Source organism: Vreelandella sp. 21 (genome assembly GCF_050995515.1).
GTDB classification, from domain to species: domain Bacteria; phylum Pseudomonadota; class Gammaproteobacteria; order Pseudomonadales; family Halomonadaceae; genus Vreelandella; species Vreelandella alkaliphila.
The window spans coordinates 2,755,568-2,782,045 of record NZ_CP194673.1; the positions used below are offsets into that span (position 1 = coordinate 2,755,568).

Sequence of the window (26,478 nt, forward strand, 5' to 3'; positions counted from 1 at the left end):
CAGGAAGCATCGCCTCGCCCGTCGCGCTATCCATCCCACAGGAGACCCTGATATGACCACACCGAAAGCCGCACGCCCCCTTCTGAGGTCGGCCTTGGGCGTTCTAAGCGCTGCCGCAGCGTTGCTTGCACTCAATGCCCCGCTCCATGCGGGGACGCTGCCGACCATTGCCTTGCCGGACCCGGCAGTCTCTCCTGCGCGGGCGAACCTGTTGCCGGTGCCGCAGGCGCGGATCGACGAAGCAGTCGCCTCGCTGGATGAGCTGGTGCAGGATATGTTGGAGCGGACCGGAGTACCGGGTCTCGCCGTTGCCGTGGTGCATGGGGAAGAGACACTGCTGATGCGCGGCTGGGGGCTGCGGGCGGAGGGCGCGGAGGAACAAGTTGATGCGGATACAGTCTTTATGCTCGCTTCGTTGTCCAAATCTGTCGGAGCCACAGTGGTGGCCACGCAGGTCACAGATGGGATCGTCAGTTGGGGCGATCCGGTGCGCAACCACTTGCCCTGGTTCGACCTGGGCGATCCGTGGGTCAGCAGTCATGTCACCATCGGGGATCTCTATGCGCACCGCTCGGGCCTGCCGGATCACGCTGGTGATGATCTCGAGGATGTAGGCTATGACCGTCGCGCGGTGCTGGAGCGGCTGGCGCAGCTGCCCATGGGGCAGTTCAGGGCCGATTACGCCTATACGAACTTCGGCTTGACCGCTGCGGCAGAGGCGGTAGCCACCGCAACCGGCAAGGACTGGTCAACGCTCTCGGAAGAGGCACTCTATGGTCCGCTCGGCATGGAGGTGACCAGTTCGCGCCACTCGGATTACATGGCGCGCGATAATCGCGCAGCAAGCCATGTGCCGGATGCCAACGGCTTCAGAGTGGCAGATCTGCGCCAGCCCGATGCGCAAAGTCCAGCGGGCGGGGTGAGTTCCAGCGCTCGAGACATGGCGAAATGGATGAAACTGGTGCTCTCCAGCGGGCGTTTTGAAGGGCAGCAACTGATTGCGCCCGAAGCTCTCGTGCCCGCGCTTTCGCCGCATGCCATCAGCGGCCACCCCAGTGACGCGGCCGATCGGGCTGGCGCCTATGGCTACGGCTTTGGTGTCGGCGTGCGCCCCACCGGGCGCGTTGTGCTGAGCCATTCGGGGGCCTTCGCCTTTGGTGCGGCGACCTCCTATTCGATGCTGCCGGACCTAGGGCTTGGGATCATCGTGCTGACCAATGCCAGCCCCACCGGCCTCCCCGAGGCATTGACTGCCAGCTTTCTTGATCGCGCAGAGTTTGGTGTGGAACAACGCGACTGGCTAGCGGCCTACGGGCCGCGCATCGCACCGCTCTCGGCCCCGGTCGGGGATCTGGTGGGCGTGACACCTCCAGCTGAGCCCACCGAAGCCCGGCCTGCCGAAGCTTATACTGGGGACTATGACAATGCCTATTTCGGGGCGGCTGAGGTACGTGAGACAGCTGACGGCTTGGTGCTCGAGGTTGGCCCCACACCACAGCGCCTGCGGTTGACCCACTGGGATGGCGACCGCTTTGTCGCCTTCCCGGTGACAGAGAACCAACCAGAGGGCTCGGTTTCGCAGGTCGAATTCACCATGGGCGTGGACGGGAAGGCAGAAACGATAACCGTAGAACATCTGAACGAGGCGGGCCTTGGAGAGTTTCACCGGCCATTTAGCTGAAACGCTCTGCCACCCCAGTACTTAAACGAGTACTTAAACTAGTACCGAACTTGCTCAGCCAAATCGAGTCTGTAATCCAGTAAGGAAACTCACAAGGAAGTCTCATGGCTGAACAAACCAATGCAAACGTCTCCACCGAGGCGACTTACAATGCGCGCCCCTCTTCTCATTGGACCGCCTGGGGGCAATGGCTGGCGCTATTCACCATGACCGTGGATCACCTTACTCGCTATGTGTTGCCGGGTGACTGGGATTTAAGTTGGGCAGGCTCGTCCATTGGCCGTATCGCCTTTCCCCTGTTTGCGGCAATGGTAGCCTGGCACGGGCTGTTTAATACCCGCAACCCACTACGCTACTCGCGCCGCATACTGATCATTGGTTTAGTGGCTCAGTTGCCTTATATGCTGATGCCACGCGCGTCTGACGATTTTATTCTTAACGTCTGCTTCACGCTTGCTTGTGGACTAGCGCTGGGGGCGCTGGTTCGCCAAGGTTGGCAGCACTATCAACAGCAGACGCTAGGGTTAGCATGGCTAATGCTTGGAGCAGCGGTAGGCGTAACCGTTTGGTATTTGTTGGGCTTCTGGGTGGAGTACGGCCATAACGGTTTGCTACTGATTCCGCTATTAATGTTCGCCATGCAGGCACTTAACGAAACCCGCGACGCACTAAAATCGCGCTTGTGGGCAGGTTTAGCCGCGTTTCCCGCACTTTGGATAGCTGGTCAAATGAATGCTTCAGACATGGCAAAGTCGTTTACCGTTGGCACTTGCGTGGTGGTATTGATGCTGGCAGCAGGCGTTGCCCAACGCGTACCACCCGTAGCCCTGGCCATGCCACGCCGTCTATGGCTTGCTTGGTATCCAGGACACTTTGCTTTAATTGCGCTGTGGCTATTGCTTAGCGGCCAACTGGCGGGGTAATCAACAACGAAGCCGCCCTAATCAGGCGGCTTCGTAGTGATAATCCATCAACTTTACAGTGAGCGTTCGAAACTCCACGCCACCGGCGGTGCATCAGGTAATAATGCCTGGCAAGCACGCACTTTTTCAAGTAGCTCGGCATGCGTCTCAGCGACGACATTCACATGCGCCAGCTTACGCCCTGCCCGCTCTTCTTTGTCATAGCGATGCAAGTGAGTATTGCCAATCGCCAACAGCGCGGCATTGTCACCTTCCTGACCAATGACGTTCACCATGCAAGTAGGCGCAATAGCTTGGGTGCTGCCGAGAGGTAGGCCTTGCACAGCGCGTAGATGGTTTTCAAACTGGCTAGTGACCGCACCGTCCATGGTCCAGTGGCCAGAATTATGCACGCGTGGAGCCATCTCGTTAGCCAATAGGCTGCCATCCCGCGTTTGGAACAGTTCCAACGCCATCACGCCAACATAATCAAGTTCATCTAACAGCATGCGAATGTAGCTGTCGGCTGTCTCTTGAACGCTGGCAGCCAAATCCGGTAGCGGCGCAACGGAATAGCGCAAAATGCCGTCTACATGCTGATTTTCCGCCATGGGATAAAACACCACATCCCCATCACGACCGCGCACGGCAATCATTGAGACTTCCCGCACAAAATCGACAAACGCTTCAACGATCAGTTGGCGGTGCCCGATGCTCTTCCATGCCTCTTCAGCCTGTTCCGGCGCTTTCAGCACCGCTTGCCCTTTACCGTCATACCCCTCTGTCACTGACTTGGCGACCACCGGGCAGCCCAGTTCATTGGCTGCCGCTTCAAGCTGTTCGGCACTCTCAACGACGTGGTAAGCCGGTGTAGGAATACCTAAGCGGTCGAATAAGGCTTTCTCTTCAACACGGTTTTGGCACACCGCAATTGCGCGGCTTCCTGGGTAAACGGGCTTGTGCTGCTCAATTTGCTCAACCAGCGCTACGGGCAGATGCTCAAATTCATAGGTTACTACATCGACCTTATCGAGAAATTCTGCCAAATGCTGGTTGTTGGGATCGATAACCACGTCGCCAATGCCCGCACTCGGGTTGCCGGTCGTGTCTAAAAAGGTGAAGCGATTACCTAGCGGGTAGCCAGCCAATGCCAGCATGCGACCAAGCTGGCCTGCACCTAGCACACCGATGTTCTTTGAGATACCAGAATTCATGGCCGGGATTCCTTATTTCGCTTCCGCATCGGGGCGAGGGTCTGGGTTATCCAGCACCATTTGAGTTTGCTCAGCGCGGAAAGCCTCGACCGCTTCACGCACGCTGGTGTCTTGCAAACCGACAATCTGTGCTGCCAACAGGCCTGCATTGGTCGCCCCTGCTTTACCAATCGCCAGTGTGCCAACAGCGATTCCACCAGGCATCTGCGCAATTGAAAGCAATGAATCCAAGCCTTTAAGCGCTTTGGATTCTACTGGCACGCCCAGAACCGGCAACGCCGTTTGGGAAGCCACCATGCCGGGCAAATGGGCGGCACCGCCCGCTCCTGCCACAATCACTTGCAGGCCACGTTCAGCGGCGCTTTTAGCATAATCAAACAACAAGTCAGGGGTACGATGAGCGGAGACGACGCGAGTCTCATAAGGGACGCCCAGCCGCTCTAACATCGCCACCGCGTGTTCCATGACGGGCCAATCAGATTTTGACCCCATGATCACGCCCACTTTGGGTGCGCTGTTTGACATGCAAAAACTCCTCGGCCAAAGGGCCTACTAAAGCAATCAAGCGTTTAATGTGCCGTGTGCCGCAAGCGGCTCACCAGGAAATTAGAAGGCGCATAGTCTACCAGAGCTAGTCGCTTAGAGCGCGTTTGTAAATAGATCGAAATTTTAATCAAAGTAGCATTGAAAAGCGCGCGACTTGGCGGCATTGTGTGTTTGTCATTTCAGACTGATGGAGTCCCATGAGTACGGCATACTCAACTGCTCACGCAGAAACGCTAGATCCTCCGCGAAGCAGCCCTGACCTCGATGTCAGGGATTTAGAAAAACGTACGCGCCTCATGCGTATCATTACCCGCCTGATCGCCGTATCAGATCTGGGAAGCCGCGAAATAGCCCGCCGGGCTGGGCTTCCAGTACAAAAGATCAGCGACCTGCTCGCCGGAAGGCTAGAGCACCTAGATGTTGATGAACTCAATGTCTTGCGTCGCACGTTAGAGCTGGAGACGCCATAGCAATAGTTGCTACCTAACGTAATCATTCATCCCTTTTGTTTGCTAACAGGCTTGCCCGCTGGGCAGGCCTGTTTTTGTTTTAAAACAGCCAATTAGCGTTTCAAGATTAAGGGAACATTAAGAAACCCTCGCTAACCCATTGACACGTATCAATTTTTTATAATACCAAAGGCGTAACCTTAGCGTATCCAGATCATTCGCTGTGAAACAACTGCTTGTTTCTATCAGCAACATCTTAATCAGCTAAGGAGGCGTTATGGACGCCGTTCGTCGGTCGTTGCTAGGCCAGTTGGCCCGACTAAGCGCGGGCGCTGCGCTAGTCCCGCTATCCAGCTTTGCCCCAGCCAGCCTTGCCCAAGCAGGCATTAATCAGCAGCCTGCCCGCCGCGAGGGCGACCCTAGCAAACGCTACGGCATGCTAATCGACCTTCGCCAATGCATCGGCTGCCAGGCCTGCACGGTGTCGTGTCATATCGAGAATGCTGCACCGCTTGGCCAATTTCGAACCACCGTCTCTCAGTACGAAGTGCACCACCAAGAAAGTGGTGAACTGGCGACGTTTATGCTGCCGCGGCTATGCAACCACTGCGAAAATCCACCCTGTGTGCCGGTTTGTCCCGTTGAGGCGACCTATCAACAGCAAGATGGCATCGTTGTCGTAGATAGCGACCGCTGTGTCGGCTGTGCTTACTGCGTCAATGCCTGCCCCTACGATGCCCGCTTTATTAATGAGCGCACTCAAACTGCCGACAAATGCACCTTCTGTGCCCACCGTTTAGAAGCAGGGCTACTGCCTGCCTGCGTTGAAAGCTGCGTGGGCGGCGCCCGCATTATTGGCGATATGCGCAATCCAGACAGCCAAATCAGCCGTCTGATCAACGAGCACCGCGACGCGCTCATGGTGCTTCAGCCAGAAAAAAATACGTTCCCACAGGTGTTCTACCTCGGCATGGATGAGCGCTTCACCACGCGCCCCGTGGCAGAACCCGTGGCGCTTGAAGTGCTCGACCCCCACGGCCAGGAGATGGGCTATGAATTCCACCATTGAACTACTCGCCCCACGCTATGACATCGCCTGGTATCCCTGGGCAGTTCAGTACTTTTTTATGATCGCGGTCTCCTATGCGAGCCTTTGGCTGGCGGCACCCGCACTGGTGTTTGGCAAGCAATCCTGGTTGCCTACAGCACGTCTAGCGCTCATCGCCTGCGTCAGCACAACGTTAGTCGCACCGGTGGCCTTATTGGCAGATCTACACCAGCCACTGCGCTTTTGGCATTTCTACGCCTACGCCAATACGCATTCGTGGATGTCGATTGGCAGTGTGGTACTGCCGCTGTATCTGATCAGCGTTTTAGGCTTCGCCTGGCTGGCTTGGCGTCCCGCACTGCAAGCTCGGCAACAGGCAGCGGGGCTGAACGGGTTGATTGCCAAGTGGCTGAGCATGGGCAGTGGTGCAACACCCAAAGCACTGGTGGCCCTGGTGGGGTTGGCCGCGCTGATGCTCTCAAGCGGCATTATGCTCTACACCGGAGCGGAGTTAGCTATCGTCAAAGCTCGCCCCTTATGGAACACAATTTGGCTACCGCCCATGCTGGTAGCGAGCGGATTTATTGCCGCCGCTGGGTTAATACTGGTCCTCAACCGCGTGAGTAGAATCTGCGCGCCCGACGCCACCCGGCAGATGCTCTATGTCCTGCTAGCCTTCTGTGCGCTAGCGGGGCTTATCGCGCTCAGTTGGTTGTTAGATGGCTTGAATGCCCACGTTGGCTCAGTGGCGGCGGCATTGGAATCTGTCCGTTTCAGCCCCTCTTGGCGCAGCACCGCACTTTGGGGTGGCCTTACCGGCGTTGCGCTATTTGCCAGCGTGGTATTTCTGTTAACGCGTTCGGCTCAGCGCCAGCCAGCACTGTTTGCCTGGGCATGGTTGCTAGGCCTGGTGGCAATCCACATGGGCTGGATGTTCCGTTGGGTAGTGCTGATGGATGTTCAACATGTAGCCCGTAACAGCGCAGGTTTCCATCACTACGGTATCCCTGCTGGCTCTTCCGGCATCTTAGGCATTGTCGGCACTTTCGGGCTGTGGCTGGCGGCCATTTTACTGATCGAGCTATTTATTCCATGGCGACAGGCCCAACAAGGCAGTCAGCTACCAGGCAACGACCAAGCTGCATCTCGCGCCCCACTCACTGCTAACAAAGGAGCGCCTAGTCATGGCTAAGTCTGCTCAAGATCCCTCACGCCGTCGCTTTCTAAAAGGTGCAGCTGCCGCTGGTGGTGCTGCTACCTTTGCCGTGGGCTACGCCGACCCGTTGGCTAAAATGGCCAAAGGCATTACCGGCAGCGCAGGTGAAAAACCGCAGCATAATATTCATGGCAATTCGCTAACGCCTGAATATCGTGTCGATTTAGCGACCGGCGAACTAACGCTCACCCCCGATCAACGGGTCGCTTTTACTATTTGCTACGGCTGCACCACCCAGTGCGGTGTGCGCGTGCGGGTCGATGACACGCGTGGCGAAGTGCTGCGAGTAGCTGGCAACCCCTACCATCCACTTTCTGCCGATGACCATTTGCCAATGCGCACACCGGTGGCAGATGCATTACGCAGCGTGAGTGCTTACCAAGAACAAGGGCAAGTTAACCGCTCTACCGCGTGTGCCCGTGGCAACGCAATGATGAGCCAGATCACCAACCCGTTCCGTATTGATCACTGCCTTAAACGGGTCGGTGAACGAGGCAGTCGCGAGTGGCAAAAAATATCGTTTGAGCAACTTATCGAGGAAATTTGCGAAGGAGGCGATCTGTTCGGTGAAGGTCAGGTAGACGGCCTACGTGACATTCGCGACCACGACACGCTGATTGACCCCGACAACCCTGAGTACGGCCCCAAGGCTAATCAACTGATGGTCATGGAAGCCACCGACTACGGGCGCTCGGATTTACTTAAACGCTTCACCTTAAACGCCTTTGCGACCCGCAACTATGGTCATCATGGCGCTTACTGTGGCCTAGCGTTCCGCATGGGCTCTGGGGCAGTGATGAACAACATCGTCACTAATGCTCACGTAAAGCCAGATATACAGAACGCACGCTTTATCATGTATATCGGCTGCGCACCCAGCCAGGCAGGCAACCCGTTTAAACGCCAGGGCCGCTTGCTTGCACAGGCACGCGCCGCCGGCACGCTGGAATATGTGGTGGTGGATCCTGCGCTTAATGCTGCAACTTCCCATGCCGCGGACAACAACCGCTGGGTGCCGATCCGCCCTGGCACCGACAGCGCCTTTGCCATGGCGCTTATTCAGTGGCTATTGCATAACCACGGCTATGCAAAGGAATTTCTGGAATTACCTGGTCAAGCCGCCGCCGGTGCAGCAGGGGAAACCACTCACTCCAATGCCACCCATTTAGTGATTGATACCTTCGAGCACCCGCGCCGAGGCTACTTTTTGCGCGCCAGCGACCTTGGTTTTGCCGAGCCAGGTAGCGATGCCGACCTACCCGTCGTGGTGTCAGGGGGCGACCTTGCACTATGCGAAGAGGTAATGACCGCGGACCTGTTTGCCGAACGCCCAGTGGAGCTTGCCGACGGCAGCACCGTCACCGTCAAAACCAGCCTAGCGCTGCTGCGTGAATCCGCCAATGAGTACGACCTGGACACCTACGCTGAACATTGTGGCATTCCCAAGGCAACGATTATCGAGCTGGCTCAACGTTATGCTAGCCATGGCAGAAAAGCTGCCGTTAACTGCCACGGCGGCATGATGTCAGGCAATGGCTTTTACGCCGCGTTTAGCGTGCAAATGCTTAACTTGCTGGCTGGCAACTACAATATGAAAGGTGGCAGCGCCGTGGGCGGCGGCACCTACAGCGGCACCGGCGAAGGCCCCCGCTACGACCTCGCCAACTTCCCTGGCAAACGTGGGCCCAAAGGCGTATTTCTCTCCCGTTCACGCTTTCCCTATGAGAAATCATCGGAGTACCAGCGCAAGGTCGCGGCAGACGAAAACCCCTATCCCGCGAAAGCGCCCTGGCGTTCATTGGCACCGCCAACGCTCACCGAGCACTTGCCTTCCGCATTGGATGGCTACCCCTATCCGATCAAAGCGGTGATTGGCTGTATGGCTAACCCAATTTATGGTCAAGCGGGCCTGAAAGGGGTAATTGTCGATAAGCTGAAAGACCCCAAACGGTTAGGGCTCTTTGTTGCAATCGATGGGTTTATCAACGAAACCAACCGCTATGCCGACTACATTGTGCCTGATTCGGTGATGTACGAAGTATGGGGCTTTGCAGGCTCCTGGAAAGGCACGCTGGGTAAACTCTCCACCGCTTGCTGGCCAGTGGTAGAACCCCGCCAGCAAAAAACCGCTGAAGGTGAGCCGGTATCTATGGACAGCTTCTTTATCGCCGTTGCTAAACGGCTAGGGCTGCCAGGCTTCGGCGACAACGCTATTCCCGATGCCGAAGGCAATCTTCACCCGCTCAACCGCGCTGAAGATTATTACCTACGGGCGGCCGCCAATATTGCCTTTCAAGATGAACCACTGCCAGAAGCGAATGCCGAGGACATTGCCCATGGCGGAATTACCCCACTGCTGCCCAAACTCGAACGTACACTTAAAGCCGACGAGCGCGGCCGCGTTGCCTACCTTTACGCCCGGGGTGGGCGTTTCGAAGAGGCAAGCGAACACTTTGTCGGCGAACACCTGAAACATCAGTGGAAAAAAACGCTGTGTATTTACAACGAAGCGGTGGGCACCAGCATTGATACCACTAACGGGTTACCCAATAGCGGCGTGCCCTGTCACAAGTTGCCACAGCTCGCCAACAAGCAACCCATGCGTGAGGTTTTTTCCGAGCAGGAGTGGCCGCTGCTAGCGTTTTCATTCAAATCTAACCTGATGAACTCTTACGCCATTGGTAGCGAGCGGCTAAGAATGATCAAGCCGTATAACCCGGTGCAAATGCACCGCCAAGATGCCGAGCGCTTCGGCATCCAGCATGGCGACACCATCCGCATTGAAAGCCCAGGCGGAAGCGTGGTGGGGCTTGCGCTGGTGAGCGAAAGCGTTGTGCCCGGTGCATTGGGTATTGAACACGGCTACGGGCACAAAGATTTAGGTGCCACGCCACACATCATTGACGGTCAATACCAGCCAGATATGCCCTGGATGCGCGCAGGTATCAACATCAACGACCTGGGCTTTCAAGACCCTACACGGGAGGTAGGCGGCACGTGGCTTGAACCGATTAGCGGCGCCAGCGTGCGCCAAGGCCTACCGGTGAGAGTAAGCCGCGTTTAAACCGGTTGGGGTAGTGACACTACAGCGTGATCACTACCCCACCCAAGGCGATTACGATCACCACAATCCACGCCGGTAGTTTCCAGACGGTCAGCAGTAAAAAACCCGTCAGCGCCAGAACAAATTCATAAGGCCCAATAATCGCGCTGGTCCATACCGGCTGATACAGCGCCGCGCCTAAAATACCCACCACTGCCGCGTTAGCCCCGCGCATCAGCGCCTGAGCGCTCTGCCAACGGCGAAAATGATTCCAAAAGGGCAACACCCCCACCAACAGCAAAAAGCCAGGAATAAAGATCGCCAACAATGCCAGCAGCGCGCCAACCACGCCATTCATACCGGGCAGTAGCGCGCCTAAATACGCTGCAAAGGTGAATAGCGGCCCTGGCACCGCCTGGGCAGCCCCATAGCCTGCCAAAAACTCATCTGCGGTAATCCAGCCGGATTGCACCACTTCCGCTTCCAGCAGCGGCAGCACCACATGCCCACCGCCAAATACCAGCGCGCCAGAACGATAAAACGCATCGGCCACCGCTAGCCACGCAGCGCTGCCTGCCAACAACGGCAGTAATATCAGCAGCGCAGCGAACAGCCCCAACGCCACAGTGCCTGCACGGCGAGATACTGGAAACTGCAGTGGCTCGCTGGGCGTAGCCGCGGCAACCATGCGGCACAGTGCCAACCCGGCGATACCGCCTAGCACAATAGCAGCGACCTGCCCCAGCGGCCCGCTGACCATCACCACAATAAATACTGCCGCCAGCGCAATCCCCACTCGGGTTTTATCAGGGCAAAGGTTACGCGCCATGCCCCACACCGCGTGGGCCACAATGGCTACCGCGACAACTTTTAAGCCATGAATAATGCCGCTGGCAATCGGACCATCCAGTACCGCCGCGCCAAACGCAAACAGCACCAGTACTATGGCGGAAGGCAGCGTGAATGCCAGCCACGCCACGGCCGCACCCCAAGGCCCGGCGCGCATTAACCCCAAGGCAAAGCCCACTTGGCTACTGGCTGGCCCCGGCAAAAATTGGCACAGCGCTACAAGATCCGCGTAGGCGCTTTCGCTTAACCACTGTCGGCGCTCCACGAAGGCCGTACGAAAATAGCCCAGGTGCGCCACCGGCCCACCAAATGAGGTCAAGCCCAAGGCCAAAAACGCCCAAAACACCTCGCTTACCCGCCCGTTCAGATGGTGCTTTTCAGCCATGGTGTAAGCTTCCCCATGTGGACAAAAGACCTAATCTACTGATTAAAGCTGACACAGTGATGACAGTGTGCACGATCATCCGCTGGGGCTTCATCAACGCGGGTGCGCTGACGCTTACACCGCGCTACAAAATCTTCCTATTCAATGATTTAAGTAGCGCGTGGTAACGAATCTCGCGAGGCACGAGCGAATGAGGCACCCGCGGGCTGATACAGGCACCTTCACGTATTGATATGCAGGTTAATCGGTAACAGCACCGGTACTGGCAGAACTGACCAACTTGGCATACTTCGCCAGCACACCTTTGCGATAACGCGGTTCTGGCTGCTGCCAGGCGGCGCGGCGGCGCATCATTTCTTCATCGCTGATGTCCACTTCAATGGTGTCGGCTTCGGCATCAATAGTGATGGCATCACCATCCTGTACCAGCGCCAACGGGCCGCCATCGAAGGCTTCCGGTGATACGTGCCCGACAACAAAGCCATGGCTGCCACCGGAGAAGCGCCCATCGGTAATCAACGCCACATCATTACCCAGGCCACGCCCCATAATCGCAGACGTTGGCGTAAGCATTTCGCGCATGCCAGGGCCACCTTTTGGCCCTTCATAACGAATCACCACGACATCGCCCGCCACCACGGTGCCGTCGTTAATGCGCGCCTGGGCCTCTTCTTCAGAGCCAAACACCCGCGCCGAACCGCTAAAGCGCGTGCCTTCCTTACCAGTAATTTTGGCCACTGCACCTTCCGGCGCCAGGTTACCAAACAGAATACGCAGATGGCTTTCGGCTTTAAGCGGGTTACCCAGCGGCGCAATGATCTGTTGATCCATAGGATAAGGCTCAACCTCTTCCAGGTTTTCGGCCAGCGTTTTCCCCGTCACTGTTAAGCAGTCGCCGTGCAGCAACCCAGCATCCAGCAGAATTTTCATCAGCGGCTGAATGCCGCCAATCGCCACCAGCTCGCTCATCATATAGTGGCCACTGGGACGCAGGTCAGCGACTACCGGCACGCGCTTGCCGATCTCGGTGAAGTCGGCAAGCGTTAGTTCCACGCCAATGGTGCGCGCCATGCCAATCAAATGCAGCACCGCATTGGTAGAACCGCCCAGCGCAATCACCACGGTAATCGCATTCTCAAACGCTTCACGGGTCATGATGTCAGAAGGCTTGATGTCACTGGCCAGCAGTGCCAGCACGGCCTCACCTGCCGCCTTACAGTCATCGCGCTTATCTTGGGAAATGGCGTTCTGCGCCGAGCTACCCGGCAGGCTCATACCCAATGCTTCAATGGCAGATGCCATCGTATTGGCCGTGTACATACCGCCACAGGATCCCGGGCCAGGAATCGCGGTTTCTTCGATGTTTTTCAGTTCGATCAGGTCAATATCACCACGGGAGTGCGCGCCCATCGCCTCAAATACCGACACGATATCGGTATGGCCTTTACCGGGCATAATGGTGCCGCCATACACAAACACGCTGGGACGATTCAGCCGTGCCAAGCCCATCACGCAACCCGGCATATTTTTGTCACAGCCGCCAATGGCCACCAGCCCATCAAAGCCTTCACAGCCCGCTACGGTTTCAATGGAATCGGCAATCACCTCGCGGGAAACCAGCGAGTACTTCATGCCTTCGGTGCCATTAGCAATGCCATCAGAAATAGTGATGGTATTAAAGATTACCCCTTTACCACCCGCCGCATCGGCACCGTCACGGGCGGACTCTGCCAATTCACCAATATGGCTATTGCACGGTGTCACCATGCTCCAGGTAGAGGCAACGCCCACCTGAGGCTTGGTAAAGTCATCATCGTTAAACCCCACCGCCCGCAACATCGCGCGGCTGGCTGCCTTGCCAGGGCCATCCACCACCTGGGCTGAATGGCGGCGGGTATTCGTAGTAGGCTCGGTCATGGGGAATTCCTCTTTGCTTGACTCACATCGCGTTACGCACGGTATCCACATAGCTTGGCGATGCCATGGCGTTCACGCAAGCAAAGATGAAAAACCCAAGTGACTCACTTATGGCGTACTATTTACGTTAAATAGCGGTTTTATGCCGCTGAGCCTGAACAGACAGCTCAAACCCGCAGGCATCCGCATAGCGTTGCAGCGTTTTCCAACCGGGATTGCTATCTCCACGCTCTAGCCTACTGATGTTACTTTTCTGGGTATGCAAGCGCTTGGCTAACTCTTCCTGAGTTAAGCCAGCATGCTGGCGCATAGAAATAAGCGTTGTTGCCAGCTCAAACTCTGGCGCCAAACGTTCATACTCTGCTTTCACCTCAGGGTTTTGAAGCGCCTGCTCTTTCAATGCTTTTAAGTTAATCACGACTGCACCTCGCGCTGTCTTGATCGAGCCAGCATCAGCGCCTGACGAGGCGTTTTTTGGCTCTTTTTGACAAATGCATAAAGAATCACGACCTGTCGTCCATGCACATAGCAAAACAAAGAACGCCCGATGCCCTCTTTCGCCTTTGCTCTAATTTCGAAAAGACCATCGCCCATCGACTCTGTATGCGGTGGCCCCAAGTTCGCGCCATGCTCCTCTACCATTTCCAGCAACCGGAGCATTCTAGCTTGTATTTTTGGCGGCATGCCGAGAATCTCTTTCTCCACGCCGGGGTAAAAACTAACCTGCCATTCCATAGCCAAGCTCCGGTCAAGTTATCTTTTATGATAACCAAATTTCTGTAAAAGTTCCTAGTTCTGATGCACGCGGGTTCCTTTAACTTATGGCACCATAGCGTTACGCGCTATTCCCAATGCCTAATGCCGCGAAGGAACATCACCGCATGTCTGCCAATTCACACTGCTCACCAACACCGTTCTCGCCAACGTCGCTTACCCCTGGCTTTATGGTGGTGCACGCTAACCGCCTGGAAGACTTGCGCGGGCTGGCGGTGCAGTGGATGCGCTTGCACCCATTGGGGCCGTTGGAAAACGAGACCATTCTGGTGCAGAGCAACGGCATTGGGCAGTGGTTAAAGCTAGCGCTGGCGGAAGACCCGGAAAACGGCGGTGCGGGCATCGCCGCCGCGCTGGATGTCATGCTGCCTGCGCGGTTTCTATGGCAGGCCTACCGCACGGTGCTCACCCACGTAGATCAAGATGGCGACGCGGTGCCTGAAACCTCGCCGTTTGATAAATCGCGCTTGGTATGGCGGCTGCTACGCCTGCTGCCCACGCTAGCGGGGCAAGAAGTGTTCGCGCCGCTGGCCCAGTTTTTAGAAGTCGACCGCGACCAGCGCAAGCACTATCAACTGGCCGAGCGGCTGGCGGATTTGTTCGACCAATACCAGGTCTACCGCGCCGACTGGCTGGATGCCTGGGCCAACGGTGACGACGTACTGATTACCGCTCGGGGCGAACCCCGCCCGCTGGAAGAGCACCAGCGCTGGCAGCCTACGCTATGGCGCATTCTGCGCGAGGATGTCGCCGCCACCCAAGGCGATGCAGGCCTTAACAGTAGCCGTGCCCAGGTGCATCGGCGCTTTTTGAAAGCGACAGAACAGCTGGAAGGCCAGCCCTGCCCGCGCGGTTTGCCTCGGCGGCTGATTATTTTTGGTATTTCATCGCTGCCCCAACAAACTCTGGAAGCCCTGGCAGCACTCTCTCGCTGCTGCCAAATCGTACTGTGTGTGCACAACCCCTGCCAGTTCTACTGGGCAGATATCATCGAGCACAAAGATTTACTGCGCGCCAACCGCTACCGCCAGCGGCGCAAAACCGGCATGCCCGAAGCGCTAGATGTATTGGGCACTGGCGACGCCGACGATGCCCTGCATCTGCACGCTCAACCGCTACTCGCCGCCTGGGGCAAGCAGGGCCGCGACTACCTGCGCCTGCTGGATGAACACGACGATTCGGGCAATTATCAAACCTTGTTTGAGCAGCAGGCGCTGCGCATTGATATGTTCGAGCCATTTAACGGTGTTGATCGCGACTGTCTGCTCAGCCAACTGCAAGATGATATTCGCGAGCTGCGCCCCGTAGCGGAAACCCAAACTCACTGGCCAGCGCTAAACGCGGCAGATGACTCCATGGTGTTTCATATTGCCCACGGCCCCCAGCGGGAAGTTGAGATTCTCCACGACCAGTTGCTGGCCGCCTTCAGTGCCGACCCTGACCTGCGCCCGCGGGATATCATCGTCATGGTGCCAGATATCGACCGCTACGCGCCGCATATCGCCGCGGTGTTTGGCCAGCTACAAAATGACGACCCGCGGCATATACCCTATACGCTTTCCGACCAAGCCAGCCGCCACCGCCTGCCACTAATGATTGCCCTGGAAAAGCTGCTGCGCCTGCCAGAGCTGCGTCTTTCGGTCAGCGACTTACTGGATCTGCTCGATGTGCCCGCTCTGCGCCAGCGCTTTGGGCTGGAAGAGCGCAACCTGCCGGTACTAGAGCGCTGGATGGAAGGCGCAGGTATCCGCTGGGGGCTAAATGCCAAGCAGCGCCAGACTCTCGAACTTCCCGGCGGGCTAAGCCAAAATACCTGGGCGTTTGGTCTGCGCCGCTTGCTGCTGGGCTACACCGTGGGCGAAGGCCACGCATGGCAAGGTATCGAGCCGTTTGACGACATCGGCGGGCTGGAAGCCGGCCTTGCCGGGCCGTTAGCCACCTTGCTGGAAAAGCTCGAAGAGACCTGGGAAACCTTCTGCCAGCCCACCGATGCCGCTAACTGGGTAGCGCGGCTACGCACGCTGCTGGAAACCTTCTTTCTTACCGACGACGCCCAAGAAAGCGTGATGCTCACCAAGCTGGAAAACGGCCTGCAGCAAATGCTGGAAAGCAGCGAGGAAGCCCAATTAAACGAACCGCTGCCGCTCTCCATGGTGCGCGAACACTGGCTGGCACAGATTGATGAACACAGCCTTTCCCAGCGTTTTCTAGCAGGTGCCGTTAACTTCGCTACGCTAATGCCCATGCGCGCCATTCCGTTTAAGCGCGTGTGCCTGCTGGGCATGAACGACGGTGAGTACCCCCGCTCTCAGCCACCGCTAGATTTTGATTTAATGGGCAGTGACTACCGCCCCGGTGACCGTTCCCGCCGGGAAGACGACCGCTACCTGTTTTTGGAAGCGCTGCTCTCTGCCCGCGACCAGCTCTACATAAGCTGGGTAGGCAGAAGCCAAATCGACAACACCCCGCTACCGCCTTCGGTACTGGTCGGCCAACTGCGTGACCATCTGGAAACAGGCTGGCAGATCGAGAACGGCACGCCGCTGCTGGAAGCGCTAACCACCGAGCATCCGCTGCAGCCGTTTAGCCGCGCTTATTTTGATGCCAACACGCAAGTCACTCGACTGTTTACCTATGCACATGAATGGCGCGAGGTACACGCACCACGCACGCCTCAAGCTGCCCAATCCACACTTCCCCCACCGGAAAACATCCCAACCAGCCTGACGCTTGGCCAGTTAGGCCAATTCCTACGCGAGCCAGTACGCGCCTTCTTCAATACCCGGTTGGGGGTGTATTTCGAGCAGGAAGCAATTGCCGAGCTGGACGAAGAACCGTTCGCCCTGGATGGCCTGCAAAACTGGCAGCTACAAGACCAACTGATCGCCGCTCAGCGCCACGCCATTGATCGCGGCGAGCCACGCATTGAAGCACTGCACACAGCCCTTGAGCGTTTTCAGGGCCAAGGCGTATTGGCCATGGGTGCCTTTGGCGAGCGCATGCGCGATGCCTTAGCAGAACCCATGGAAGCCCTGTTCAGCGACTACGAAGATGCTTTGGACGCTTGGCCGATTGCGCTAGGTGACCCAGCAGCTATTCACCTGGCAGGCAGTAACGGTATTACGTTGGAAGATTGGCTAGGCGAGCTACGCCAGGATGACGCGGGCCACCGCTGCCGCCTGTTATTGCTTAGCAGCAGCCTGGTTAAAAACAGCAAGTACCAGTGGCATCTGCTGCTACGCCACTGGGTTGCCCACCTCGCGGGCAATCTCAGCGGTCCGATGACCACCCAGCTGCTTTCCAAGGCCGGCAACATCACCCTGGAACCTATCGCTGCCGACATCGCCCGCGCCCACCTGGAAACCCAGCTAAGCGCCTGGCTACACGGCCTGGAAGAGCCGCTTCCGCTAGCTCCCCAGGCCGCCTTTGCTTGGCTGACAAAACTGGGCACACCTGACATTGCGATTGAGAAAGGCAGGGAAAGCGACGCCTACGCCGCAGCCGAAAAAGTCTATGAGAGCGGATTTAAAACCACCGGCGAAGCCGACCAGAGCCCTTATCTCGGCCATCAATGGCCCCGCTTCGAGCGGCTGTTTTTTGACCGCACCGCCAACGAAAAGCACACCTTTGCCGAACTCACGGAAGCGCTGTACGCTCCGCTTTTCAAGGCCGTGAAAGGTAATGCGAAGAAAGATAACGCGAAGAAAGCGGCATCGTAATGCGTTAAGCGCCTCTTCTAGCCCCTGTTCAAGCTCAACCGTGTCCATGTGGTGATCAGGGTTTGCTCCCTTTCTGCTTGGCACGGCTGTTTTTCTGCGTAAGGCGCTTTTGCTGCTCAGGCTTTCGCCCAGTCTGGCGAGCCAATGCGATGCGCATTAGACGCTGAAACGTCGGGCACTCCAGATGACTCGGCGCGGTGCAGGTCGCCACATGACGCAAACCGTCGCGGAGGGCTGTCAGTTCGTTAATGTGGCGGTCGAGAAGATCTGCCTTAGCACTCACCGCTTCACGGTCGATTTCCGGCTGCCGTTGCGTGCCGAGCATGTCGCGCATCTCGGCCAGTGAAAAACCCGCGACCTGCCCCAACGCAATCAGCGACAAGCGTGTTAAAACGCTGGTCTCAAAAACCCGCCGCAGACCATTACGTCCCACCGACCTAATCAGGCCAACTTCCTCGTAATAGCGCAATTTCGAGGCAGGAACACCACTTTTTCGAGACAGTTCGGAAATATCGAGCATGGCACTTGACTTAAAGTTGACTTGAAGTAATAGGCTACAACGCTTCTCCCCTACGTATCCATCCACGCTTCTAGCCACACGTCTATCCACACTGTCAGGAGTCTAACAAACATGCCTGTTTTCAATACGCACAGCCGCCCATACGCCGTTGCTAAACCGTTAACAAGCGCAAAGATAACAAGCACAAAGATGAGCGAGGCAAAAATGCCAGGAGTGCAGCAATGAATGGGCTGCTGACCAATGCGCTACTGCTCGGCCTGGGAGCAACCGCTTTTATGGATATGGTCGCGCTGCTGCAGAAGCGGCTGCTGGGTATTCCCTCGCTGAATTACGCCATGGTCGGGCGTTGGCTAGGGCATTTGCCGAAGGGCAGATTCATCCACCGGCCGATTGGTGAAAGCGCCCCGATTCAGGCAGAAATGGCGCTAGGATGGCTGGCGCACTACCTGATTGGCATCGCTTTCGCGATCATATTCTTAGTGCTGGTTGGGCCAAACTGGCTGGCACGCCCCACACTCATAGCTGCGTTAGGCTTCGGTGTGATAACGGTAATTGCGCCGTTTCTATTTCTGCAGCCGGGTATGGGCGCAGGGGTTGCCGCCCGCAAGACGCCGCAGCCAACCACCGCCAGGCTGCGTAGCATTTTTGCGCACGCCAGTTTTGGCGCTGGCCTATGGCTGACAGGCGTCATAGTGATGCGGGTTCTGTAGGCCAGCATAAAACCGACTTAAATACTCGTCTCGCTTAACGAGAGTATCCGTTTTGCTAACGAAATCATCTCCGGGTCGCCGGTATGCTTATCCGGCACGTCGGAGAGTTTGATCACCGGTAGCCAGCCCTGCCCTTCAGGGCGCGCCTCGACCATTTTGATCACCATATTCATCGGCTCAACGCCGACATCGTTAGTGAAGTTGGTGCCGATGCCAAACGCCATCCCAATCCGTTCCTGACAAAACGCTTGAATGCGCTCGACTTTTTCCGGCGTTAAGGCATCCGAAAAAATAATGGTTTTGCTCAGCGGGTTAATACCCAGGCGTTCATAGTGAGCGATGGTTTGGGAGGCAAATTCAATCGGGTCGCCGCTATCGTGGCGTACGCCATCGAATAGCTTGGCAAACTTTTTATCGAAGCTGTCGAAGAAAGCGGACGATGTGAAGGTGTCCGTTAGGGCAATCCCCAAATCGCCACGATACACATCCACCCAATGCTCTAGGGCAAGACTGTTGGCCATTTTGAAGCCAAAGCGGGCACCATGGAACATAAACCACTCGTGAGCGTGGGTGCCTATCGGCTTCACGTCGTGGCGCATGGCCAGCAGTACATTGCTAGTGCCGCTAAAGGCTTCACCGCCGTAGTGACGCAGCGCTTCCACCACTCGATCATGAACCTCAAATGAGAAACGGCGACGCGTGCCGAACTCGGCAATTTTCAGCCCTAAGCGGCGATAAAGCTCGATCTTCTCCTGGGTGCGTTGCTCGATCAGTGCATCGTCATCATGGGTCACCGAGACGCCACGTAGCCGATACCAAAGTTCGCTGATCAACGCCATCAGCGGCACTTCCCATAAAATAGTGCGGTACCAAGGCCCCTCGATGACCACCGAAAGCTCACTGCCCTGCTGCTCGATGATTACCTCGGAGGGTTCGTAACGGAAGCCGGCCAGAAAATCGAGATAGGTCGGGTCAAGATAAGGGCAGGTAACTTCCAGGTAGCGCTTTTCCTGGTCGGTCAGGCGAAGCTTCGCCATTTTATCGACCTCATGGCGAAGCGCAGCACCAAAGTCTTCAGGAAACGCGTGCTGGCCACGATTGATAAATGCGTAGCGTGCATGTGCATAGGGAAAGCGTTTGATCACGGCGTTCTGCATCGTGATCTTGTAGAAGTCATTGTCCAGAAGCGAGGTCAGCATGAGATCCCTTCGTGTGAGTGAACCGAAGCCGCTGGTAGCGTAAACTGAGCGTCCTAAGAGTGGCTTGGCGACAAGATTATCAGGTGGCGGGGCACTCATACAGTCTAGGCCCCGCGCTGGGGCGCTTTACTTTCGGAGACCCGTGATGAGTCAGCCCGCCCCGCTTAACCCACTTACGCTACCGCTTCACGGCAGCCGCCTGATTGAAGCCAGCGCGGGCACGGGCAAAACCTTCACCATCGCGCTGCTCTACGTACGCTTGGTACTGGGCGGGCAGCACAGCGAAGACGACAGCGCCTTTGTGCGCCCGCTCACCCCACCGGAAATTCTGGTAGTCACCTTCACCAATGCCGCCACCCAGGAACTGCGTGAACGTATCCGCCACCGGCTGGTGGAAGCTGCAGCGGTGTTTAGGGCCACTGATGATGCTGGTTCGGATTCCCTGCTCGTCCAACTGCGCAGCCAATACCCCGAGGCCACTTGGCCCGCCTGCGCCCGCCGCCTGGAACTGGCCGCCGAATGGATGGACGAAGCCGCCGTTTCCACCATCCACAGCTGGTGCTATCGCATGCTGCGCGAACACGCCTTCGATAGCGGCAGCCTGTTCTCGCTCAACCTAGAAAACGACCAGCGCGAACTGGAACAAGAAGTGGTGCGCGACTACTGGCGCACCTTCTATTACCCACTGGATGCCGACGCCCTGGGCAGCATTACCCGCTACTGGAAATCGCCGGATAAACTCCACGAAGATGTACGCAAGCTGCTCCACGAAAGCGAAGCCTTGGGCAGCCAACGCCCCGCGCCAGCCGACACACTAAACGCTGCCGAAGCCGAACGCAGCGCCACGCTTGGCACGTTAAAAGCCCCCTGGCCCGCTTGGCTAGATGAACTGGTACCCGCACTGGAAGACGCCGCCAAACGTAAAGCCTTCAAAGGCCAAAGCTTCAACGCCAAAAGCCGCGCCAGTTGGCTTGGCGCACTGCGCGAATGGTGCGAAAGCGACCTTGAGCGCCCCGCGTTAACACCCGCCGCCTGGAAACGCCTAACCCCAGACGGCATGGCTGAGATATGGAAAGACGGCACGCCCCCCTGCCCAGCCGCCTGGGAAGCGTTGGCGGATATGCCCGCCGCCCTCAACGCCTTACCTGAACCGCGCAACGACCTGCTGATTCACGCCGTGCAGTGGTGCAAAGTGCGTATGGAGCGCGAGCAGGAACGCCGCGCTGAAATGGGCCCCAACGATCTGCTCACCCATTTAGACCGCGCCCTGCAAGGCCCTAACAAAGACGCCCTGGCCGCGCAGATTCTGCGCCAGTTCCCCGTGGCGCTGATTGACGAGTTCCAGGACACCGACCCGATTCAGTACCGCATCTTTAACGCGGTCTATGACGTCGCCACCCCCCGCCGCGACGCCGCTATGCTACTGATCGGCGACCCCAAGCAGGCCATTTACGCCTTTCGCGGCGCGGATATCTTCACCTACCTGCAGGCCCGCCAAGACACCGCAGGCCGCCACGTCACCCTGGGCACCAACTTCCGTTCCAGCCGCGCCATGGTAGAAGCCGTCAATCACTGCTTCCACTACGCCGACCAGCACCCAGCTGGGGCGTTTCTGTTTCGCGAAGAAGGCGGTGAGAACCCGCTGCCGTTCTTATCGGTGGACGCCAAAGGCCGCGACGAACAGCTGGTCCACCAAGGCCAGCCGCTGCCCGCCATGACGCTGTGGCCGTTAACAAGCGAAGAGCCACTTTCCAAAACCGCCTACCAAACCGAAATGGCCGAACGCTGCGCCTCTTATATGGTGGAACTGCTCGCGGAAGCTCAAAGTGGCAATAAACAAGGCCAAAGCGGCTTTCAGCAAGGCGACGACCTAAGCCCGCTAAAACCTTCCGATATGGCAGTGCTGGTCAACGGCCTGCAGGAAGCCCGTGCCATTCGCTTAGCGCTGGCCAGCAGAGGGGTGAAGAGTGTTTACCTTTCCGACCACGATAAGGTATTTAGCTCGCCCATGGCCAAGCAGGTAGAACGCTGGCTGCGCGCCTGCGCCGAGCCACTGGCCAGTTCCCGCCAAGCCGAAGCCCACCTGCGCGCCGCTTTGGCGACGCCAGTGCTGGGGTTGAGCCTAGCCGACCTTGATCACCTGCAACAAAACGAGCTGGCCTGGGAAGCGCGGGTGGAGCAATTCAGCCACTATCATCGCCTATGGCAGCGCCAAGGTGTGCTGCCGCTGGTACGCCGTATGATGGTGGATTTCGACATTCCCGCCCGCCTGCTGGGGGAGTTCGAAGAGGGTGAGCGCTTGCTCACCGACCTGCTGCACTTAGGCGAACTGCTGCAGCAGGCAAGCGCTGAACTGGACGGCGAACACGCGCTGATTCGCTTTCTGTATGAAGCCATTGCCGACCCGGAAAGCCACGGCGACAGCCACAAACTGCGCCTGGAAAGCGACGCGGATTTGGTCAAAGTGGTCACTATCCACAAATCCAAAGGGCTTGAGTACCCGTTGGTATTCCTGCCGTTTATCGCCAACCACCGCCCGGTAAGCGATAAAGACATACCGCTGCGCTGGCACGACGCCCAAGGCAACCTTCAGCTCAGCCTAAGCGCCGATGAAGAAACGCTGGCCACCGCCGACCGCGAACGCCTGGGAGAAGACCTGCGCAAGCTTTATGTGGCGCTGACTCGCGCCCGCCACGCGACTTGGCTGGGGCTAGCCCCGCTGCAAGGGTTGGAAAATAGCGCTCTCGGCTACCTGATTAGCGGCGGAAAAACCATTGCACCGGCAGAGCTAACCAGCGCGCTTGAAGCGCTGGCACAAGGCAGCGAGATTGTTGTCAGCGAGCCACCGGCGCCCACTGCCCAGCGCCTTGCTCTCTCTGAACAAAGTGCCACGCTTGGCCACGCCCGCACGCCCACGCGCCCAGCCAAGGAACACTGGTGGATTGCCAGCTACTCGGCGCTGCGCCTTTCCGGCACGCTCACCGCCCCCACGGCAACGCCCCTGGAACCCACCACCGCCCAGGAAGCCACAACATTTGAAGTACTGGATGAACCACAAGAGCTGTCTCAAGAGCTGTCTCAGCCAGATACTTTCCACCTGCACAAGTTTCCCAGGGGCCCTGGGCCGGGCACTTTCCTGCACGGGCTATTGGAATGGGCAGGCAGGCAAGGGTTTGCAGCCGCTGCCAACGACCACGATTTACTCAACGATATGCTATGGCGGCGCGTACAGCTACGCGGCTGGCAAGCATGGCAGGAACCGCTGGCTGGCTGGCTTTCAGCGCTGCTCACCACACCATTACCGCTGGCCGCGCCAAACCAGCAAAGCGTCGTGCCCACCGAACTCACCAGCTACCAAGTGGAGCTAGAGTTCTGGCTAGCCGCCCAACGGGTCAACACCCAAGCGATTGATGCCCTGGTAAGCAAGCACTTACTGCCAGGGGTTGAGCGCCCAGCCCTGGACACCGACACCCTAAACGGCATGCTCAAAGGCTTTATCGATTTAGCCTTCGAGCACCAAGGGCGCTTTTACGTGTTGGACTGGAAATCAAACTATTTAGGGCCGAATGACAGCGATTACGAACCGGAAGCCTTGCGCCATGCGCTGCTAGCCAAGCGCTACGATCTCCAGGCCGCGCTTTACCTGCTGGCTATGCATCGGCTGCTAAAAGCGCGCCTGCCCGACTACGACCCGCACCAGCATCTAGGCGGTTCGATGACCGTATTTCTGCGCGGCAGCCGCAGCCCAGGGCGCGGGGTATTTTCCGAGCCCGCCCCGGTTGAACTGATCGAAGCACTGGATAGCCTGTTTGCAGGCGCATCGTTTTCAAGCCCCGCACAGGAAGCGACGGTATGAGTAAGCCCAAAGACACCCACACCTTCGACCTGTTTGGCGATGCCGTCGAGTCACAGGATGCCCAGCCTTCAATGGCCCCCGCGCCAGCGAGCGCTCACCCTGCGTTAAGCGATACCACGGAATTGCTAACCCTATGCGAGCGCTGGGTAGCCAGGGGCTGGCTGCGCGATTTAGACCGCGCCCTGGTGCGCTTTCTAGCAGCAGAAGCAGCGGATGCCCCCGCACTGCTACTGTTAGCCGCCGCCCTGGCCAGCCATCAGCTAGGCCGAGGCCATGTGTGCCTGGATTTAAACGCCACGCTTAACGCACCGGATTTCGCCCTCTCGCTACCGCCCGAAGGGGATGACTTAACCGACCCGCCACCGCTGCCCAGCGATGTGCTAGCAACGCTCACGCTAAGCGAATGGCAAGCCGCGCTGCATCACCCACTGCTCACCAGCGAAGGCCCTGGCAATACACCGCTGGTGGTAGTAACGACTCACTCAGGCGCCGGTGATAAGAGCCACACGCGGCTCTACCTACGCCGCTACTGGCAGTATGAGCAAACCCTACACCAGCAAATCGCCAGCCGCTTAGAAGATGAAAACACCACACACACACAGGCGGTGAATGATAACGCCACGACGGCAACTGATAACCGTTGTAGGAGGCCAATTTATTGGGCGATGGGTGACGATAGTCACCCCGGCCTTCTCCCCCAGGCCCTGCATATTCTGTTCAAGCCAAGCGACGGCCTCGACTGGCAAAAAACCGCCTGCGCCCTGGCCGCCCGCAGCCGCTTCGGCATTATTACCGGCGGCCCCGGCACCGGTAAAACCACCACTGTGGTGCGCCTGCTCGCCCTGCTGCAAACCCTGCAACTGGCTCACTCACCCAGCCAACCGCTGCGCATTCGCCTAGCCGCCCCCACCGGTAAAGCCGCCGCCCGCCTGAATGAATCCATCGCTGGGCAAGTCAGCAGTTTGCCGATTGCTCAGCTAGAAAAACTCTTAACGAATTGCGTTATGAGCGAAGATGAGACAAGGCGAAGCGCGACGAAAACGCGGAGTTTACATCCTGTAAATGAGCAGTTTGAGGAGCGCTTCAACACAGTATCATCAAGCGCAATAGCAATTCCCACTGAAGTGACAACACTGCACCGCCTTCTGGGTGCCCGCCCCGACACCCGCCACTTCCGCCATAGCGCCGCCAACCCGCTGGCGCTGGACGTACTGGTAATCGACGAAGCCTCCATGGTGGATATCGAAATGATGGCCGCCGTGCTGAGCGCCCTGCCCGCCAATGCCCAGTGCGTGCTGCTGGGGGACAAAGACCAGCTAGCCTCGGTAGAAGCTGGCTCGGTACTCGGCGATTTATGCCGCCGCGCCGAAGCCGCCCACTACACCCCAGAAACCGCCCAATGGCTGGAAAGCGCCACCGGCCAGCCGCTACCACCCGAGTACCTGGATACTGACGGCCAGCCGCTCGACCAAGCCATTACCATGCTGCGGGTAAGCCACCGCTTTAACGAACACAGCGGCATCGGCCAGTTAGCCCAGGCGATTAACCAGCCAAGCCACGCCCAAACTGATCGAGAAAAACAGCAGGCCGTTAACGCCGTGCTGCGCCACGGCTACCCAGACTTACACCACCTAACGCTTGCAGAGGACACCGCGCTGGATAAGTTGGTCATTCACGGCAGCGCGGATAAGTTTCTCAATGGCGGTGAAGGCCGCACCAACCACAAACATGAGCCCATCGCCCCGCCCACCGGCTATCGCCATTATCTAAAGGTGCTAAACGCGCAACGCCCGCGTGGGGAATCGTTTGAGGATAACCCATCGGCCTATAACGCCTGGGCCAGCGAGGTACTAAGTGCCTACAGCCACTTTCAACTGCTATGCGCGCTGCGCAAAGGCCCCTGGGGGGTAGAAGGCTTAAACCTGCATATCGCCAAAACCCTACGCAGCGAAAAGCTGCTGTTCGGCAGTGATTACACGCTAGAGAAAGGTTGGTATGAAGGCCGCCCGGTACTGGTGACCCAAAACGACTACGGTCTAAAACTAATGAACGGCGATATCGGCATCACCCTGGCGGTGCCAGATCCCCGCAATCCACAACAAAAGCTGTTAAGAGTCGCGTTCCCTACTAGCGATGCTGATAACCCCATCCGCTGGGTGCTGCCCTCCCGCCTGCATGCGGTAGAGACCGTATTCGCGATGACGGTACACAAGTCACAAGGCTCGGAGTTCCTACACACCGCCCTACTGCTACCGCCCACCATCAACCCGATTCTCACCCGCGAGCTGGTCTACACCGGCATCACCCGCGCCCGCGACTGGCTCACGCTAGTGGAAGCCAAACGCGGGGTGCTGAATGAGGCGGTGACTAGGGAGGTTATGAGAGTAAGTGGGATGGGATGAGGAGAAGTTAAAATTGGCAAAAAAACAAATGTAGGCTACAAATATAAG

Annotated in this window: 18 protein-coding genes; 10 read left to right on the forward strand and 8 right to left on the reverse strand. The window is 57.7% G+C overall.

All coding sequences use genetic code 11. The features are described 5' to 3' along the window. Positions 1 to 52: 52 nt before the first annotated feature. Both ACN06F_RS12705 and ACN06F_RS12710 read left to right on the forward strand, forming a co-directional pair. Complete coding sequence (locus tag ACN06F_RS12705) at positions 53 to 1,681, forward strand: serine hydrolase (RefSeq protein WP_433924027.1); 1,629 nt, start codon at positions 53 to 55, stop codon at positions 1,679 to 1,681. A gap of 104 nt (positions 1,682 to 1,785) precedes the next feature. Continuing rightward, a complete protein-coding gene (locus ACN06F_RS12710; protein ID WP_433924028.1) occupies positions 1,786 to 2,604 on the forward strand; it encodes a TraX family protein in 819 nt (272 codons plus the stop codon). A 53-nt stretch (positions 2,605 to 2,657) separates the two neighbouring features. Here ACN06F_RS12710 and ACN06F_RS12715 read toward each other — a convergent pair whose 3' ends face one another. Both ACN06F_RS12715 and purE read right to left on the reverse strand, forming a co-directional pair. Further along, on the reverse strand, positions 2,658 to 3,797 hold the full coding sequence (locus ACN06F_RS12715) for a 5-(carboxyamino)imidazole ribonucleotide synthase (RefSeq protein WP_433924029.1): 1,140 nt from the start codon (positions 3,795 to 3,797) through the stop codon (positions 2,658 to 2,660). Positions 3,798 to 3,809: 12 nt separating this feature from the next. Beyond that, positions 3,810 to 4,322 (reverse strand): 5-(carboxyamino)imidazole ribonucleotide mutase, encoded by a 513-nt coding sequence (gene purE, locus ACN06F_RS12720; protein ID WP_433924030.1) that lies wholly within the window; start codon positions 4,320 to 4,322, stop codon positions 3,810 to 3,812. A gap of 218 nt (positions 4,323 to 4,540) precedes the next feature. Between purE and ACN06F_RS12725 the strand changes: the two genes are divergently transcribed. The 4 genes from ACN06F_RS12725 to ACN06F_RS12740 all read left to right on the forward strand — a co-directional run bounded on the left by ACN06F_RS12725 (position 4,541) and on the right by ACN06F_RS12740 (position 10,120). Then, on the forward strand, positions 4,541 to 4,813 hold the full coding sequence (locus tag ACN06F_RS12725) for an XRE family transcriptional regulator (protein WP_038477068.1): 273 nt from the start codon (positions 4,541 to 4,543) through the stop codon (positions 4,811 to 4,813). A 256-nt stretch (positions 4,814 to 5,069) separates the two neighbouring features. Beyond that, complete coding sequence (gene dsrO / locus ACN06F_RS12730; protein WP_038477071.1) at positions 5,070 to 5,861, forward strand: sulfate reduction electron transfer complex DsrMKJOP subunit DsrO; 792 nt, start codon at positions 5,070 to 5,072, stop codon at positions 5,859 to 5,861. Further along, positions 5,845 to 7,032, forward strand: a complete 1,188-nt coding sequence (gene nrfD / locus ACN06F_RS12735; protein ID WP_095603845.1) for an NrfD/PsrC family molybdoenzyme membrane anchor subunit — start codon at positions 5,845 to 5,847, stop codon at positions 7,030 to 7,032. The genes dsrO and nrfD overlap by 17 nt, the downstream gene beginning before the upstream one ends. Further along, positions 7,025 to 10,120: a molybdopterin dinucleotide binding domain-containing protein gene (locus ACN06F_RS12740; protein ID WP_433924031.1), complete on the forward strand. Its 3,096-nt coding sequence runs from the start codon at positions 7,025 to 7,027 to the stop codon at positions 10,118 to 10,120. The genes nrfD and ACN06F_RS12740 overlap by 8 nt, the downstream gene beginning before the upstream one ends. Before the next feature lie 19 nt (positions 10,121 to 10,139). Here ACN06F_RS12740 and chrA read toward each other — a convergent pair whose 3' ends face one another. The 4 genes from chrA to ACN06F_RS12760 all read right to left on the reverse strand — a co-directional run bounded on the left by chrA (position 10,140) and on the right by ACN06F_RS12760 (position 13,985). Next, positions 10,140 to 11,333 (reverse strand): chromate efflux transporter, encoded by a 1,194-nt coding sequence (gene chrA, locus ACN06F_RS12745; protein ID WP_433924032.1) that lies wholly within the window; start codon positions 11,331 to 11,333, stop codon positions 10,140 to 10,142. 240 nt (positions 11,334 to 11,573) lie between these two features. Further along, positions 11,574 to 13,250: a dihydroxy-acid dehydratase gene (gene ilvD / locus ACN06F_RS12750; RefSeq protein WP_433924033.1), complete on the reverse strand. Its 1,677-nt coding sequence runs from the start codon at positions 13,248 to 13,250 to the stop codon at positions 11,574 to 11,576. A gap of 127 nt (positions 13,251 to 13,377) precedes the next feature. Next, complete coding sequence (locus ACN06F_RS12755; RefSeq protein ID WP_233437200.1) at positions 13,378 to 13,668, reverse strand: helix-turn-helix domain-containing protein; 291 nt, start codon at positions 13,666 to 13,668, stop codon at positions 13,378 to 13,380. After that, positions 13,665 to 13,985 (reverse strand): type II toxin-antitoxin system RelE/ParE family toxin, encoded by a 321-nt coding sequence (locus tag ACN06F_RS12760; protein ID WP_038477087.1) that lies wholly within the window; start codon positions 13,983 to 13,985, stop codon positions 13,665 to 13,667. Before ACN06F_RS12760 ends, ACN06F_RS12755 begins: the two co-directional genes overlap by 4 nt. Positions 13,986 to 14,131: 146 nt before the next feature. Between ACN06F_RS12760 and recC the strand changes: the two genes are divergently transcribed. Then, positions 14,132 to 17,743 carry an exodeoxyribonuclease V subunit gamma gene (gene recC / locus ACN06F_RS12765; protein WP_433924034.1) on the forward strand — a complete coding sequence of 1,204 codons (3,612 nt, stop codon included), beginning with the start codon at positions 14,132 to 14,134 and terminating at the stop codon, positions 17,741 to 17,743. 55 nt (positions 17,744 to 17,798) lie between these two features. Here recC and ACN06F_RS12770 read toward each other — a convergent pair whose 3' ends face one another. Beyond that, the gene (locus tag ACN06F_RS12770) at positions 17,799 to 18,263 is read right to left on the reverse strand and encodes a helix-turn-helix domain-containing protein (RefSeq protein WP_433924035.1); all 465 of its coding nucleotides are present in this window, start codon (positions 18,261 to 18,263) and stop codon (positions 17,799 to 17,801) included. 221 nt (positions 18,264 to 18,484) lie between these two features. Between ACN06F_RS12770 and ACN06F_RS12775 the strand changes: the two genes are divergently transcribed. After that, the gene (locus ACN06F_RS12775; RefSeq protein ID WP_433924036.1) at positions 18,485 to 18,973 is read left to right on the forward strand and encodes a DUF2938 domain-containing protein; all 489 of its coding nucleotides are present in this window, start codon (positions 18,485 to 18,487) and stop codon (positions 18,971 to 18,973) included. A gap of 17 nt (positions 18,974 to 18,990) precedes the next feature. On the opposite strand, the gene pncB is transcribed toward ACN06F_RS12775, so the two are convergent. After that, positions 18,991 to 20,172 carry a nicotinate phosphoribosyltransferase gene (gene pncB, locus ACN06F_RS12780; RefSeq protein ID WP_415965280.1) on the reverse strand — a complete coding sequence of 394 codons (1,182 nt, stop codon included), beginning with the start codon at positions 20,170 to 20,172 and terminating at the stop codon, positions 18,991 to 18,993. A gap of 145 nt (positions 20,173 to 20,317) precedes the next feature. Between pncB and recB the strand changes: the two genes are divergently transcribed. Both recB and recD read left to right on the forward strand, forming a co-directional pair. After that, on the forward strand, positions 20,318 to 24,028 hold the full coding sequence (recB, locus tag ACN06F_RS12785) for an exodeoxyribonuclease V subunit beta (RefSeq protein WP_433924037.1): 3,711 nt from the start codon (positions 20,318 to 20,320) through the stop codon (positions 24,026 to 24,028). Further along, complete coding sequence (gene recD / locus ACN06F_RS12790; RefSeq protein WP_433924038.1) at positions 24,025 to 26,430, forward strand: exodeoxyribonuclease V subunit alpha; 2,406 nt, start codon at positions 24,025 to 24,027, stop codon at positions 26,428 to 26,430. Before recB ends, recD begins: the two co-directional genes overlap by 4 nt. The last annotated feature ends 48 nt before the right edge of the window (positions 26,431 to 26,478 follow it).

Excerpts from the sequence above, each read along its gene's own strand:
- ACN06F_RS12705 (WP_433924027.1), top strand. The coding sequence starts at position 53 with ATGACCACACCGAAAGCCGCACGCCCCCTTCTGAGGTCGGCCTTGGGC.
- ACN06F_RS12710 (WP_433924028.1), top strand. The coding sequence starts at position 1,786 with ATGGCTGAACAAACCAATGCAAACGTCTCCACCGAGGCGACTTACAAT.
- ACN06F_RS12715 (WP_433924029.1), bottom strand. The coding sequence starts at position 3,797 with ATGAATTCTGGTATCTCAAAGAACATCGGTGTGCTAGGTGCAGGCCAG.
- purE (WP_433924030.1), bottom strand. The coding sequence starts at position 4,322 with ATGTCAAACAGCGCACCCAAAGTGGGCGTGATCATGGGGTCAAAATCT.
- ACN06F_RS12725 (WP_038477068.1), top strand. The coding sequence starts at position 4,541 with ATGAGTACGGCATACTCAACTGCTCACGCAGAAACGCTAGATCCTCCG.
- dsrO (WP_038477071.1), top strand. The coding sequence starts at position 5,070 with ATGGACGCCGTTCGTCGGTCGTTGCTAGGCCAGTTGGCCCGACTAAGC.
- nrfD (WP_095603845.1), top strand. The coding sequence starts at position 5,845 with ATGAATTCCACCATTGAACTACTCGCCCCACGCTATGACATCGCCTGG.
- ACN06F_RS12740 (WP_433924031.1), top strand. The coding sequence starts at position 7,025 with ATGGCTAAGTCTGCTCAAGATCCCTCACGCCGTCGCTTTCTAAAAGGT.
- chrA (WP_433924032.1), bottom strand. The coding sequence starts at position 11,333 with ATGGCTGAAAAGCACCATCTGAACGGGCGGGTAAGCGAGGTGTTTTGG.
- ilvD (WP_433924033.1), bottom strand. The coding sequence starts at position 13,250 with ATGACCGAGCCTACTACGAATACCCGCCGCCATTCAGCCCAGGTGGTG.
- ACN06F_RS12760 (WP_038477087.1), bottom strand. The coding sequence starts at position 13,985 with ATGGAATGGCAGGTTAGTTTTTACCCCGGCGTGGAGAAAGAGATTCTC.
- recC (WP_433924034.1), top strand. The coding sequence starts at position 14,132 with ATGTCTGCCAATTCACACTGCTCACCAACACCGTTCTCGCCAACGTCG.
- ACN06F_RS12770 (WP_433924035.1), bottom strand. The coding sequence starts at position 18,263 with ATGCTCGATATTTCCGAACTGTCTCGAAAAAGTGGTGTTCCTGCCTCG.
- ACN06F_RS12775 (WP_433924036.1), top strand. The coding sequence starts at position 18,485 with ATGAATGGGCTGCTGACCAATGCGCTACTGCTCGGCCTGGGAGCAACC.
- pncB (WP_415965280.1), bottom strand. The coding sequence starts at position 20,172 with ATGCTGACCTCGCTTCTGGACAATGACTTCTACAAGATCACGATGCAG.
- recB (WP_433924037.1), top strand. The coding sequence starts at position 20,318 with ATGAGTCAGCCCGCCCCGCTTAACCCACTTACGCTACCGCTTCACGGC.
- recD (WP_433924038.1), top strand. The coding sequence starts at position 24,025 with ATGAGTAAGCCCAAAGACACCCACACCTTCGACCTGTTTGGCGATGCC.